Raw genomic sequence first — 12,619 nt, 5'->3', positions numbered from 1 at the left:
CATGCGTCTCAGCGCAGGCCGGCAATGTAGTCGGCCAGCGCGTGGATTTCCTTGTCGCTCAGGTTGGCCGCGATCGCCGTCATCTGGGCGTTGTTGGTGCGCTCGCCCTGACGGAACGCCACCAGCTGGGCCTTGGTGTAGTCATAGTGCTGACCACCCAGGCGGGGGTATTGCGACGGAATGCCCGCGCCGTTGGGGCTGTGGCAACCCGCACAGGCCGGCACGCCCTTCTTGGCGATGCCACCGCGCCAGATGCTTTCGCCCTGCTTGACGGACTCGGCATCACGGGCCTGGCCCGGCACGGGCTTCTTGCTGGCAAAGAAGGCGGCGATGTCGATCATGTCCTGGGTGGACAGCGGGGCGGCCATGCCATTCATCACGGCGTTCTTGCGCTTGCCTTCCTTGAACTCGGTCAATTGCTTGACCAGGTACTCGGGGTGCTGACCTTGCAGGATCGGGTTGGCAGCCAAACCACGGCTGCCGTCTGCGGTGTGACAGGCCATGCAGACGGCGGCCTTGGCCGCACCAGCCGCCAGATCAGGCTTGCTCTGGGCATGGGCCACGCCAGACATAGACAGGGCCACCGAGGCAAGGGCAATCAGGTGAGAAAAGCGCTTCATGGCGTAGGGGCAGTGTGTGTGGTGGGGAGCAACCTTGAATTGTCTTGGCAGACAGGTTCAAGGCCAAACCCAAAGATTTTACAATGCCCCATGCCCCGTCCTGCAAACCCCCGCCCCAAATCCAATCCGCGACACTCCGAGCGCAGCCAGACGCCACCGGCGCCCGCCCTGAACAGGGGCGATGAAGCGACCGCCGACCCGGCCCGTCTGGCGCTGGCCTGGGCGCACACGGCCCGCTTCCTCACCACGGCGGCCCAGCTCAACCAGCTGCCGGTCAATGAATTGCCCGAAGTCGCCTTCGTGGGCCGCTCCAACGCGGGCAAATCCACCGCCATCAACACCCTGGCCCAGCAACGCCAACTGGCCTACGCCTCCAAGACCCCGGGGCGCACCCAGCACATCAACCTGTTCGAGGTGGGCCCCAAAGACGCCCCCAACCTGGTCTGGACCGACCTGCCCGGCTACGGCTACGCCGCCGTCGAGCGCGAGGCCAAGGTGCGCTGGCAGCAGGTCATGGCGCGCTACCTCGAAATACGCCGCAACCTGACCGGCGTGGTGCAGATGGTCGACTCGCGCCACGGTTTCACCGAGCTCGATCTGCAACTGCTGTCCTTCGTGGCGCCGCGCGTGCGCTCGGGCGAGGTCAAGCTGCTGGTGCTGCTCACCAAGGCCGACAAGCTCAACAAGAAAGAGCAGGCCGAATCGCTGGCCAAGGCCCAGGAGGCCCTGGGTACCGTCGTGACGGACGAGGCCGATGTGGGCATCACACTGTTCTCGGCCCTGAAAAAAATCGGCGTGGGTGACGTGGCCCAGGTGCTCCAGGGGTGGGCCGCAGACGCCATGGCCGCACGCGCGTCCCTGGCGATGCCCGATGAACTGCCCCCCGACCCCACTGGCGAGCACCCCGAACACCTCGAGGGCCTGAACGATCAGGCCTGACGGATCGGTCAGGCCAGCGTCAGGCGGGTGAGTGCCTCGCGGTACTTGGCTGCGGTCTTTTCGATCACGTCCTGCGGCAGGGCCGGCGACGGCGCGGTCTTGTCCCACGGCTGGCCATTCACCGTGGCCTGCTCCAGCCAGTCGCGCACAAACTGCTTGTCGTAGCTGGGCGGGTTCTGGCCGGCGGCGAACGCGGCCTCGTAGCCTTCCACGGGCCAGAAGCGCGATGAATCGGGCGTCAGCACCTCGTCCATCACGGTCAGGGTGCCATATTCATCCAAGCCGAACTCGAACTTCGTGTCGGCGATGATGATGCCCTTGGTCAGCGCGTAATCGGCGGCCTTCTTGTACAGCGCGATGGCCAGGTCGCGCACCTTGGCGGCCATGTCGGCGCCGATGATCTCGGCCATCTGCTCGTAGCTGATGTTCTCATCGTGGTCGCCCACCTCGGCCTTGGTGGCCGGGGTGAAGATGGGCTCGGGCAGCTTGCTGGCGTTCTTCAAGCCGGCGGGCAGCTTCACGCCGCACACCATGCCGTTGTCCTGGTATTCCTTCCAGCCGCTGCCGGCCAGGTAGCCGCGCACCACGGCCTCCACGGGCAGGGGCTTGAGCTTCTTGACCAGCATGGCACGGCCTTCCACCTGCGCACGCTCGGCCGGGGCCACCACGCTCAGCGGGTCGTCGCCGGTGAGGTGGTTGGGCGCCACGTCTTTCAGCAGCTCGAACCAGAACAAGGCCATCTGGGTCAACAGCGCGCCCTTGCCCGGGATGGGCTCGCCCATGATCACGTCGAACGCGCTGATGCGGTCAGACGCGATCATCAGGATGCGGTCGTCGCCCACCGCGTAGTTGTCGCGAACCTTGCCACGCGCCAGCAGCGGCAGGGAGTTGAGGGCGGAGGTGTGCAGAGCGGCGGTCATGGGCAAGGCGATCAACAAACAGGCCGTTATTGTGCCTTGGCCTTGTTGGCAGCCATGGCCCGCGCCTGATCGGCTTTGCGATCGGCCGCCACCTTTTGCGCACTGGGCCGCTGCTCAATGAGCTTCACGTAGCCCTTCCAGTCGATGCCCGCCGCAGCCACCAGGTCTTCGCCGTACACCAGCTTGCTGGCCAGCGCCGCCAGGGGCAGGCTCACGTACACGGCACAGTCGGCCATGGTGAACTCATCGCCCGCGGCATAGGGCGCAAACTGGGCCACCGACGCGAAGGCCTCAAGCTTTCGCGCCAGATCACCCCTCACCCGCTCGGTGAACTTCTCAGGCAGGCTGCCGCCAAAAAAGGCCTGTGGGTACAGCTGGCGGGCGCACAGCTCCACGTGCAAGTCGCAGTAGGTGATCAGCTCGCGCACCTTGGCCGCCTGCCAGGGGTCGGCGGGCACCAGGGCGGGCGTGGGCCAGCGGGCCTCGATGTAGTCCAGGATCACCTGGCTTTCGCACAGGAAACCATCTTCGGTTTCGATGTAGGGCACCTTGCCCAAGGGCGACTTGCCTTCCTTGCCCTCGACGCCCCAGTGCACCAGCACCTCTTCAAAGGGCACACCCTTTTCCAGCAAGGCCAGCTTGACCTTGTTGTAGTAATTGGACAGGGGAAAACCGTAAAGCTTGAGCATGGGCAGAACTCCTTGGCGTGAACCGGGACGACATCCAGAGGATCTGAAGCATACCCGCCCACGCTGCGCCCATGAAAAAACCGGTGCGCCCCGAGGGGCTGCACCGGCTGTTCAGGGCGCCAAAGGCGATCAGGCCACCAGCTGCGCCAGCTTGCCCGAGGCGTAGGCTGCGGCGATGTCGCTCAGGCTGATGGGCTTGATCTTGCCGGCCTGGCCTTCGCAACCAAACTCGATGTAACGCTGCTTGCACACGGCCTTGGCGGCTTCGCGGGCAGGCTTGAGCCATTCGCGGGCGTCGAACTTGTCCGGGTTCTCGAACATGAACTTGCGCACGGCACCGGTCATCGCCAGGCGGATGTCGGTGTCGATGTTGATCTTGCGCACGCCGTACTTGATGGCTTCCTGGATTTCTTCCACGGGCACGCCGTAGGTTTCCTTCATCTTGCCGCCGTACTGGTTGATGATGGCCAGCAGCTCTTGCGGCACCGACGAGGAGCCGTGCATCACCAGGTGGGTGTTGGGGATGCGGGCGTGGATTTCCTTCACGCGCGAAATGGCCAGGATGTCGCCCGTGGGCTTGCGCGAGAACTTGTAGGCGCCGTGGCTGGTGCCGATGGCGATCGCCAGGGCGTCCAGCTGGGTTTCACGCACGAACACGGCGGCTTCTTCGGGGTCGGTCAGCATCTGGCTGTGGTCCAGCTTGCCTTCGGCGCCGATGCCGTCTTCTTCGCCAGCTTCACCGGTTTCCAGGTTGCCCAGGCAGCCCAGCTCGCCTTCCACGGTCACGCCCACCTTGTGCGCCATGTCCACGACCTTGCGGGTCACGTCCACGTTGTAGTCGAACGAGGCCGGGGTCTTGCCGTCTTCCATCAGCGAGCCGTCCATCATCACCGAGCCAAAGCCCAGGTCGATGGCGCCGGCACACACCTTGGGGCTGGTGCCGTGGTCCTGGTGCATCACCAGGGGGATGTGGGGGTAGGCTTCCACGGCGGCCTGGATCAGGTGCTTGATGAATGATTCGCCGGCGTACTTGCGGGCGCCCGCCGAGGCCTGCAGGATCACGGGCGCGCCCACCTCGTCGGCGGCGGCCATCACGGCCTGCACCTGCTCCAGGTTGTTCACGTTGAAAGCCGGAATGCCGTAGCCGTTTTCGGCGGCATGGTCCAGCAGCTGGCGCATAGATACGAGTGCCATGGTGACCCCAATACAGTTGTGTGAGAAAACAGTGGGCGCAAAAAACGCGCCTGGGCGGCGCGTCGCTCCCGATCGGGCGGTATTTTAACGAGACACGGCGCCCCAGGGCATCCCCGGATGGGGGGCGCCAGGGCCCACCGCCTCGCGGCGGCGTTCAGCCCACTTCGCAGACCTTGAGCATGTTGGTGCCCCCCGGGTGGCCCATGGGCTCGCCACAGGTGATGGCGTAGGTGTCGCCGGGGCGCAAAATGCCCTTGGCCACCAGCACCGCCTCGGCCTGGCGCAGGGCCTCGTCACGATCTGAAAAACTCGGAATCAACAAGGGCCGCACATTGCGGTACAGGGCCATCTTGCGCAGTGAGGTGGGCTGCGCCGTCAGCGCAAAAATGGGCACATGGATGTTGTGCCGGCTCATCCACAGCGCGGTCGAGCCCGACTCGGTCAGCGCGATGATGGCCTTGCAGCCCAGGTGGTAAGCGGTGAACAGGGCCCCCATCGCGATCGACTGATCAATGCGGGCAAAGCGCTTGTTGATGAAATCGGCGTCGAGCGACACCCCTTCAGCCCGCTCGGCCTCCTGCGCGATCGCGGCCATCTGCTCCACGGTTTCCACCGGGTATTTGCCTGCTGCCGTCTCGGCGCTCAGCATGACCGCATCGGTGCCGTCCAGCACGGCATTGGCCACGTCCGACACCTCGGCGCGCGTGGGCACGGGGTTGACGATCATCGACTCCATCATCTGCGTGGCCGTGATCACCACCTTGTCCATCTCGCGCGCCATCTTGATCATGCGCTTTTGCAGGGCCGGCACCGCCGCGTTGCCCACCTCCACCGCCAGGTCACCCCGCGCCACCATGATGCCGTCCGAGGCCTTCAAGATGCTGTCCAGGTTGGGGATGGCCTCGGTGCGCTCGATCTTGGCGATCAGCGCCGGGCGGTGGCGCCAGGGCTCGCCGGCCACATTGGCCAGCTGGCGCGCCATCTCCATGTCCGTGGCGTTCTTGGGGAACGACACCGCGATGTAATCGCACTGGAAGCTCGCCGCGGTCCGGATGTCTTCCATGTCCTTGGCCGTCAGGGCCGGCGCGGTCAGGCCACCACCCTGCTTGTTGATGCCCTTGTTGTTGGACAGTTCGCCGCCCAGCTTCACCACGGTGTGCACGGCCTCGCCCTTGACGGCCTCCACCGTCAACACGATCAGGCCATCGTTGAGCAACAGGGTGTCGCCCGGCTTCACGTCGCGCGGCAGCTCTTTGTAGTCCAGGCCCACGCCGTGCAGGTCACCCGGCTCGGTGCGGCTGGCGTCCAGCACAAAAGGCTGCCCCGGCTCCAGCATCACCTTGCCCTCGGCAAACTTGCCCACCCGGATCTTGGGGCCTTGCAGGTCGGCCATCACGGCCACCACCTTGCCCACCCGCTCGGCCACCTCGCGCACCAGCTTGGCCCGATCGATGTGGTCTTGCGCGGTGCCATGCGAGAAGTTCAGCCGCACCACATCCACCCCCGCCTTCATCATGGCCTCCAGCACGGCGGGCGTGGACGAGGCGGGCCCCAGGGTGGCGACGATCTTTGTGGCTCGTGGCATGGCAGGATCTCAGCGGTGACTTGTTGTGCCCACAGTGTCACACCAAAACTTTGCGGCAGAAACGCCGAAAAGACGCTGAGGGCCCCAGCACTGCAGCGGGCACACAACGACCCTTACACTTCAACGCAGTCATTGCAACCAGAAGTCATGTTGCCGCCCATCGTCTTTGCACACGCCAACAGCTACCCTGCCAGCACCTACCGCGTGCTGTTCGAGCGCTGGCGGGCGGCGGGCCACGAGGTTCATGCCATCGAGCAACTCGGGCACGACCCGCGCTACCCTGTCACCACCGACTGGCCCCACCTGGTCGAACAACTGCGCGATTTCATCGAGCGGGAGGTGCGGCAGCCCGCCTACCTGGTGGGTCATTCGCTGGGGGGCTATCTGAGCATGATGGTGGCCAGCCGACACCCGCACCTGGCGGCCGGCGTGGTGGTCATGGACTCCCCACTCCTGACGGGCTGGAAATCGGCCGGGCTGGGCATGGCCAAGCGCTTCAAGGCCATGGACCGGGTCATGCCCTCTCGCGTGTCGGCTCAGCGCACGCATGAATGGCCCAGCCTGCAGGCGGCCCAGGCGCATTTCCGCACCAAACCCTTGTTCGCGGCCTTTCACCCCGACGTGCTGGCCGACTACGTGGCCCACGGCACCGTCACCCACGCCGACGGCGTGTCTCGGCGCCTGAGCTTCGACCGCGACATCGAATCCGCCATCTACCGCACCGTCCCCCACCGCTTGTTGCACAGCTTTCGTCGCCGACCCATCCGCTGCCCCATCGCCTTCATCGGCGGCACCCACTCGCGCGAGTTGAGGCAGGTGGGGCTGGCCGGTATCCGACAACTCGTGGGGTCAAACATCAGCTGGATCGAAGGCTCTCACCTGTATCCTTTCGAGCAGCCGCACGTCACCGCCCGTGCCGTGCTGGGGTGGCTGGACACCTTCGAAAAAGCCGGCCCCCCTTCGTCCGCCCATCCTCGCTGAGCGCCGTGCCCCACACACCACCCGCCGTAGAAGACCTCGACCCTCAGATCCCGTTCGTCACGGTCACGAACTGGGTGCGTGCAGCGCGCCTGTGCGGCATCGACATCGAGCGCCTCTTCCGCGATGAGCACATCGACACCGTCGAACTGCACCCCGAAACGGCCGTGGTCAAGCGCAGCACCATGCAGCGCCTCATGTGGCGCTGCGTCGAGGCCTCACGCGCCCTGGAGGGCCCCCGGCATTTCCCACTGGTCCTGGGCGACACCTTTGCCTTCGAATACCTCTCGGATGTCGAAACCTACATCACCACCAGCGCCACCTTGCGTGACGCCGCGCGCGCGCTCGAATGGATCCCGCCGCTGGTGAATCCCTACATCGGGTTTGCGCTGGCCGAGCATGGCCCTGACGCCCGCATCAGCCTGCGCTACCGGCTGGCAGACGCCTCACCCGAGGAGGGCTGGCCCTTTGCCGAAGCCATCTTTGCCTCGGTGATCAAGTTCAGCCGGCTGCTGCTGGGTGACGAGGCCTTGATCGGCCGCATCACCTTCCGCCATGCCCCGCACGCCCAGGCCGCCCAGGTAGAACGACATTTCGGGGTGCCGGTCGAATGGGGCGCCGAGCTCGACGCCCTGTGGTTTCAGCGTCATTTGCTGGACATGCCCTTGCGCGGCGCCTTCCCGACCCTGCACGCCCAGGCCGCCGAGCGCCTGGCCCGCAAGGTCGCGGAACGCGGCGACCCGCTGACCCCGACGGCGTCGCCTGCGCTGGTCAGCCGCATCGAACAGGTCTTTGCAGACAAGCCCCGCCTCATGGGGCTGGGGCTGGACGCGCTCGCCCAGGAGCTCGGCCTGCACGCCCGCACCCTGCAGCGCCGGCTCAAAGAGCTGGGCGACAGCCATTCCGCCATCCAGTCACGGGTGCGCTACCGCCTGGCCCGGGAATGGCTTCAGAACACCGCCCTGAGTGTCGAAGACATCAGTGACCGGCTGGGATTTTCAGACCGACGCAGCTTCACCCAGGCGTTCGCGCGCTGGTCGGGCGTCACGCCCAGCCAGTACAGGCACCATCCGCCATCCCCCTGACGGGACATACCCGCGTTTACCCTGAATGCAGGTGTCGCCAAATTTACCTTGGCTGTCGCGGCAGGACATGGTGGGTTGGGGCGTGCTTGCCTACAGTCCACCCATGCGGTGCCGCGTGCACCGTCGGCATGGCCGAGGAGACCCCGATGAGCAACAACCAGATCACCCCGCCTCACATCGTTCCGCGCGAAAAGCTCGATTTCGGGCTGGACGGCGACATCCCCAAGTACTGGCTGGACAACGACCCCTTCAAGACACGCTTCTTCGACGCCTTGTCCACCCTGTTCCCCGTGGGCGAAAAGTTCTTCATCACCTGCGTGCGTGACTTCAAGGACCGCATCACCGACCCGCAGCTCCTGCAAGAGATCAAGGATTTCACCCGCCAGGAAGCCCAGCACGGCATGCTGCACACGCAGTACAACAACCGCCTCAAAAAGCAAGGCATCGACGTGGACGCCATCCTCGAAGGCCAGGAGCGGCGGCTGTTTCAGATCATCCGCAAGGTGTTCTCACGCGAGTTCACCCTGGGCATCACCACGGCCTCGGAGCACATCACGGCCATCATGGCCGACTGCTTCGTCGAACGCCCCCACATCTTTGCCAACGCCGACGAGCGCATCCGCGCGCTCTACGTCTGGCACGCCATGGAAGAGATGGAACACAAAGGCGTGGCGTACGACGTGCTGGTCGACCACGCCAAGGCCAGCTACTGGACGCGCATCGGCTCGATGCTGCTGGTCACCATCCTGTTTCCTTACCATGTACTGCGCATCATGAAGCACATGCTCCAGGTCGATGGCTTCAGCCGCTGGCAGCGCACCAAGATCTGGGCCAAGGGCCTGTGGTGGCTGTACAAGCCGGGCGGCATCTTCATGCCCATGATGGGCAAGTACTTCAGCTACCTCAAGCCCAACTTCCACCCCTGGCAAGAGCCCGTGGTGCCCAGCTACGAGCCCTGGCTGCGCCTGCTCAAGGAAACCGGCAACCCCGTCGAAGCCGGCAATCTGCTGGCAGCCCGACACCTCGCGGGCGCGCAGGCCTGAGGCGCCGACACATCCAAGGAGTTGACCATGGCACACACCATCACGCCACGAGAAAAGCTCGACTTCGGGCTGGACGGCGACATCCCCAAGTACTGGTTTGGCGGAGACCCGTTCAAGACGCGCCTGTTCGACGCCATGTCCACCATCTTCCCCGAGGGTGAACGCTTTTTCATCTCCTGCGTACGTGATTTCAGAGACCAGGTCACCGACCCCCAACTGCGCCAGGACATCAAGGACTTCATGCGCCAGGAAGGCCAGCACGGCATCGTCCACGGACAGTACAACGAGCGGCTCAAACGCCAGGGCATCGACGTGGACGCCCTGGAAGCCTTCGAGCGCAAGATGCTGTTCGAGTTCGAGCGCAAGTACCTGTCGGCCGAACAGACCCTGGCTGAGACCGCCGCCGCCGAGCACATGACGGCGATCATGGCCCATGGCTTTTTCGCCCGCAAAGAGGTGCTGGAGTCCGCCGATCACCGCATGCGCGCGCTGTATGCATGGCACGCCATGGAAGAAGTCGAGCACAAGGCCGTCGCCTTTGACGTGATGCAGAAGGTGGCCAAGGTCGGCTACTTCCGGCGGGTCATGGCGCTGGTGCTGGTCACCGTCGGCTTCAACATCCACTGCCTGCACACCACCAACTACATGCTCAAGGTCGATGGCTTCACGGGCTGGCAGCGCCTCAAGCTCATCAGCAAAGGCCTGTGGTGGCTCTTCAAGCCCGGCGGCCTGTACACCAGCATGGCCGGTCATTTTTTTCAGTACTTCAAACCCGGCTTTCATCCCTGGGACGAAGGCCAGATGGACAGCTACCGCCTGTGGCTCGACACCTTCAACCGCACCGGTGACCCCGTGCAGGCCGGAGAGGTGCTGCACGCCGCAGCGCCCTGAGCTGCCGCCGCGTCCAACGCGGCCCACCAACGGAGCCCATCTACGCAGCCCACCAACGCCAAAGCCCCGCCAGAGCGGGGCTTTTTGCATTCGGCAGACGAGCAGCCGGGCGATCAACCCGCCGCGCGTTTGCTCAAGATCTCGAACGCAGGCAGCGTCTTGCCTTCCAGCACCTCCAGGAAGGCTCCGCCACCGGTCGAGATGTAGCCCACGTCCTTGTCGATGCCGTACTTGGCGATCGCGGCCAGGGTGTCGCCACCACCCGCGATGCTGAAGGCCGCCGACTCCGCGATGGCCTGTGCGATCACCTTCGTGCCCTGCTCGAACGCCTCGAACTCAAACACGCCCACCGGGCCATTCCACACCACCGTGCCCGCCGACTTCAGCTGCGCCGCCAGCTTGGCAGCGGTCTTCGGGCCGATGTCCAGGATCATGTCGTCATCCGCCACATCGGTCGCGGCCTTGATGGTGGCCGGCGCGTCGGCAGCGAAGGTCTTGGCCACCACCACATCCTCAGGAATGGGCACATTCGCGCCACGGGCGGCCATGCTGTCGATCACCGCCTTGGCCGCCCCCACCAGGTCAGGCTCGGCCAGTGACTTGCCGATCTTGAGGCCGGCGGCCAGCATGAACGTGTTGGCAATCCCGCCCCCCACGATCAGCCCATCCACGTTCTTGGCCAGCGACTCCAGAATCGTCAGCTTGGTCGAAACCTTCGAGCCGGCCACGATGGCCAGCAAGGGGCGCTTCGGCGCTTCGAGCGCCTTGTTGATGGCGTCGATCTCCGCAGCCAGCAGCGGGCCTGCGCAGGCCACCTTGGCGAACTGCGCAATACCGTAAGTCGTGCCCTCGGCGCGGTGGGCCGTGCCAAACGCATCGTGCACAAAGATGTCGCACAAGGCAGCCATCTTCCTGGCCAGTTCCTCGTTGTTCTTTTTCTCGCCCTTGTTCAGGCGGCAGTTCTCCAGCAGCACCACCTGGCCCGGCTGCACGGTCACGCCGTCCACCCAGTTGCTCACCAGCGGCACCTCACGACCCAGCAGCTCACCCAGGCGCTTGGCCACCGGAGCCAGAGAATCCTCAGGCTTGAACTCGCCTTCGGTCGGGCGCCCCAGGTGCGAGGTCACCATCACGGCAGCGCCAGCCTTCAAGGCCATTTCGATGGCCGGCACCGAAGCGCGAACCCGCGTGTCTTCCGTGATGTTGCCGGCATCGTCCTGCGGCACGTTCAGATCCGCGCGGATGAACACGCGCTGGTTGGCCACCTTGCCCTGGGCCACGAGGTCTTCAAGTCGGAGGATGTTCATGATGAGGCTTGCATCGAAAGACAAACCTCTGATTGTAAGAAGGTATCGGCCCCCCGGGGCGGCAGACTGCCATGCCGACAGCCCCCCATCCAGGGCCCAGACCACCGACACATCACGGACACACGGGGGATAAGGCGCCGTCAGTGCGACGGCTTATCAGACGCGCCGCCCCCGTCAGCCGCCGGATCTTCGCCGTCTTCGGCCGGCGGCTGAGCGCGCCTGGCCTTGGGGTCGGGGCGGGGCACCACCGGCGCAATGCCCTCCAGGCTGTTTTCGCGCATGTACTCGTCCATCTCCCGCCAGCCTTCGTACATGGCCGACTTGTCTGCACGGGGATTCAGGGTGTAGCAATCTTCGATGGCACGAACCGCATGACGGCAGGCCCCACCAATGGCCTTGGCCTCGGCCACCTTGCGCTCAGTCTGCTTTTGAGGCGTTTCAATGCCCAACTGGTCGCAGCCGGACACCAGCAACGTCAACATCAGACAAGCCAAAGCCGTCCAACGCGGCCAGATGCGAACGCCTTCGCCCACCGAGGGGGCCTGCGGCTGTCGTTCTGTCGAAAGATTCACATGCGAGGCTTGCATCCCACTGTCCCTGTTCACCACCGAGCGATCGCGCGCCCGTACTGATTTCGACAGATGGAATCAAAACTTGAACCTGCCGACGGCCAGGCTCAGTGAACGACGCGGTCCTCGTCGTCAACGAACAATTCGTCCAGGATCAGGGCGTCAGGCTCCTTGCCCATGCCCCAAAACACCATGAGCAAGACCACCTTGAAGTCCTCGAGGGCCACCGGCCCGGCAGGCAAGGCCGACACACGGTCCAGCACCACCTCGCGCAACGTGGCCGACAACACCCCAGCCGACGCCAGGAACTGAAGAAATCCCAAGGCGTCCGGACCCAGGCGCTCAAGCTCCATCTCGGAAAACACGCGTGCGCTCTGGGCCTTGGGCGCCACCGGCGCCTCCAGCGAAGCGAGTTGCAATCCGTCCAGCCAGGCCAAGGCCTCACTGATCTCGTCTTGCTCGAAACCTACCGCGGACAACTTGCGCATCAACTGCCCCGCATCGGGGCACGCGTCAGGACGCCAATAATTCTCGTAGAGGTAGACCAGCACATCGAACATCAAGACACTATACCCGATCAGGCCTGTTGGCGCATGAGAAAGACCATGTCCCGGCACGTGAGAAGTTGGACCGAGCAAAGCAAAAGGCCCCCACCGTGAGGTGAGGGCCTTTTGGGGGTAATTAGCCTGACGATGACCTACTTTCACACGGGAATCCGCACTATCATCGGCGCTGAGTCGTTTCACTGTCCTGTTCGGGATGGGAAGGAGTGGGACCAACTCGCTATGGTCATCAGGCT

13 protein-coding genes and 1 rRNA gene are annotated in these 12,619 nt (G+C 64.7%); 5 read left to right on the top strand and 9 right to left on the bottom strand.

All coding sequences use genetic code 11. The annotated features are described in order from the left end of the window. Nucleotides 1–8: 8 nt before the first annotated feature. A complete protein-coding gene (locus tag WNB94_RS09260; RefSeq protein WP_341390017.1) occupies nucleotides 9–620 on the bottom strand; it encodes a c-type cytochrome in 612 nt (203 codons plus the stop codon). A 90-nt stretch (nucleotides 621–710) separates the two neighbouring features. Between WNB94_RS09260 and yihA the strand changes: the two genes are divergently transcribed. Continuing rightward, the gene (gene yihA, locus WNB94_RS09255; protein WP_341390016.1) at nucleotides 711–1,559 is read left to right on the top strand and encodes a ribosome biogenesis GTP-binding protein YihA/YsxC; all 849 of its coding nucleotides are present in this window, start codon (nucleotides 711–713) and stop codon (nucleotides 1,557–1,559) included. A gap of 8 nt (nucleotides 1,560–1,567) precedes the next feature. Here the strand turns inward: yihA and WNB94_RS09250 are convergent, their stop codons facing one another. From WNB94_RS09250 to pyk, 4 genes are all read right to left on the bottom strand, one after another. Then, nucleotides 1,568–2,479 (bottom strand): phosphoribosylaminoimidazolesuccinocarboxamide synthase, encoded by a 912-nt coding sequence (locus WNB94_RS09250; protein ID WP_341390015.1) that lies wholly within the window; start codon nucleotides 2,477–2,479, stop codon nucleotides 1,568–1,570. A gap of 26 nt (nucleotides 2,480–2,505) precedes the next feature. Beyond that, the gene (locus WNB94_RS09245) at nucleotides 2,506–3,168 is read right to left on the bottom strand and encodes a glutathione S-transferase family protein (RefSeq protein ID WP_341390013.1); all 663 of its coding nucleotides are present in this window, start codon (nucleotides 3,166–3,168) and stop codon (nucleotides 2,506–2,508) included. Between the two features lie 129 nt (nucleotides 3,169–3,297). Continuing rightward, nucleotides 3,298–4,362: a class II fructose-bisphosphate aldolase gene (gene fba / locus WNB94_RS09240; protein WP_341390012.1), complete on the bottom strand. Its 1,065-nt coding sequence runs from the start codon at nucleotides 4,360–4,362 to the stop codon at nucleotides 3,298–3,300. 154 nt (nucleotides 4,363–4,516) lie between these two features. Beyond that, on the bottom strand, nucleotides 4,517–5,947 hold the full coding sequence (gene pyk / locus WNB94_RS09235; protein WP_341390010.1) for a pyruvate kinase: 1,431 nt from the start codon (nucleotides 5,945–5,947) through the stop codon (nucleotides 4,517–4,519). A gap of 147 nt (nucleotides 5,948–6,094) precedes the next feature. Between pyk and WNB94_RS09230 the strand changes: the two genes are divergently transcribed. The 4 genes from WNB94_RS09230 (at nucleotide 6,095) to WNB94_RS09215 (ending at nucleotide 9,944) form a co-directional block, all read left to right on the top strand. Beyond that, a complete protein-coding gene (locus WNB94_RS09230; protein ID WP_341390008.1) occupies nucleotides 6,095–6,928 on the top strand; it encodes an alpha/beta fold hydrolase in 834 nt (277 codons plus the stop codon). A gap of 5 nt (nucleotides 6,929–6,933) precedes the next feature. Continuing rightward, a complete protein-coding gene (locus WNB94_RS09225; protein WP_341390006.1) occupies nucleotides 6,934–8,010 on the top strand; it encodes a helix-turn-helix transcriptional regulator in 1,077 nt (358 codons plus the stop codon). Nucleotides 8,011–8,156: 146 nt separating this feature from the next. Continuing rightward, nucleotides 8,157–9,053: a metal-dependent hydrolase gene (locus tag WNB94_RS09220; protein WP_341390005.1), complete on the top strand. Its 897-nt coding sequence runs from the start codon at nucleotides 8,157–8,159 to the stop codon at nucleotides 9,051–9,053. A gap of 27 nt (nucleotides 9,054–9,080) precedes the next feature. Continuing rightward, the gene (locus tag WNB94_RS09215; RefSeq protein WP_341390003.1) at nucleotides 9,081–9,944 is read left to right on the top strand and encodes a metal-dependent hydrolase; all 864 of its coding nucleotides are present in this window, start codon (nucleotides 9,081–9,083) and stop codon (nucleotides 9,942–9,944) included. A 113-nt stretch (nucleotides 9,945–10,057) separates the two neighbouring features. Here WNB94_RS09215 and WNB94_RS09210 read toward each other — a convergent pair whose 3' ends face one another. From WNB94_RS09210 to rrf, 4 genes are all read right to left on the bottom strand, one after another. Next, on the bottom strand, nucleotides 10,058–11,251 hold the full coding sequence (locus WNB94_RS09210; protein WP_341390001.1) for a phosphoglycerate kinase: 1,194 nt from the start codon (nucleotides 11,249–11,251) through the stop codon (nucleotides 10,058–10,060). Nucleotides 11,252–11,391: 140 nt separating this feature from the next. Then, on the bottom strand, nucleotides 11,392–11,733 hold the full coding sequence (locus WNB94_RS09205) for a hypothetical protein (RefSeq protein ID WP_341389999.1): 342 nt from the start codon (nucleotides 11,731–11,733) through the stop codon (nucleotides 11,392–11,394). A 194-nt stretch (nucleotides 11,734–11,927) separates the two neighbouring features. Beyond that, entirely contained in the window at nucleotides 11,928–12,380 is a 453-nt protein-coding gene (locus tag WNB94_RS09200) for a Smg family protein (protein ID WP_341389998.1), read from the bottom strand. Nucleotides 12,381–12,504: 124 nt separating this feature from the next. Then, a 5S ribosomal RNA gene (gene rrf / locus WNB94_RS09195) occupies nucleotides 12,505–12,617 on the bottom strand. Between the last annotated feature and the right edge of the window lie 2 nt (nucleotides 12,618–12,619).

Source organism: Aquabacterium sp. A3 (assembly GCF_038069945.1).
In the GTDB taxonomy this organism is placed as follows: Bacteria; Pseudomonadota; Gammaproteobacteria; order Burkholderiales; family Burkholderiaceae_C; genus Aquabacterium.
Note: the sequence above shows the minus strand (reverse complement) of the source record. Positions and strands in the feature narration are given on the sequence as shown.

What these genes read in the sequence shown, in the direction of transcription:
- WNB94_RS09260 (WP_341390017.1), bottom strand. Translation starts at nt 620, where the DNA reads ATGAAGCGCTTTTCTCACCTGATTGCCCTTGCCTCGGTGGCCCTGTCT.
- yihA (WP_341390016.1), top strand. Translation starts at nt 711, where the DNA reads ATGCCCCGTCCTGCAAACCCCCGCCCCAAATCCAATCCGCGACACTCC.
- WNB94_RS09250 (WP_341390015.1), bottom strand. Translation starts at nt 2,479, where the DNA reads ATGACCGCCGCTCTGCACACCTCCGCCCTCAACTCCCTGCCGCTGCTG.
- WNB94_RS09245 (WP_341390013.1), bottom strand. Translation starts at nt 3,168, where the DNA reads ATGCTCAAGCTTTACGGTTTTCCCCTGTCCAATTACTACAACAAGGTC.
- fba (WP_341390012.1), bottom strand. Translation starts at nt 4,362, where the DNA reads ATGGCACTCGTATCTATGCGCCAGCTGCTGGACCATGCCGCCGAAAAC.
- pyk (WP_341390010.1), bottom strand. Translation starts at nt 5,947, where the DNA reads ATGCCACGAGCCACAAAGATCGTCGCCACCCTGGGGCCCGCCTCGTCC.
- WNB94_RS09230 (WP_341390008.1), top strand. Translation starts at nt 6,095, where the DNA reads ATGTTGCCGCCCATCGTCTTTGCACACGCCAACAGCTACCCTGCCAGC.
- WNB94_RS09220 (WP_341390005.1), top strand. Translation starts at nt 8,157, where the DNA reads ATGAGCAACAACCAGATCACCCCGCCTCACATCGTTCCGCGCGAAAAG.
- WNB94_RS09215 (WP_341390003.1), top strand. Translation starts at nt 9,081, where the DNA reads ATGGCACACACCATCACGCCACGAGAAAAGCTCGACTTCGGGCTGGAC.
- WNB94_RS09210 (WP_341390001.1), bottom strand. Translation starts at nt 11,251, where the DNA reads ATGAACATCCTCCGACTTGAAGACCTCGTGGCCCAGGGCAAGGTGGCC.
- WNB94_RS09205 (WP_341389999.1), bottom strand. Translation starts at nt 11,733, where the DNA reads ATGTTGACGTTGCTGGTGTCCGGCTGCGACCAGTTGGGCATTGAAACG.
- WNB94_RS09200 (WP_341389998.1), bottom strand. Translation starts at nt 12,380, where the DNA reads ATGTTCGATGTGCTGGTCTACCTCTACGAGAATTATTGGCGTCCTGAC.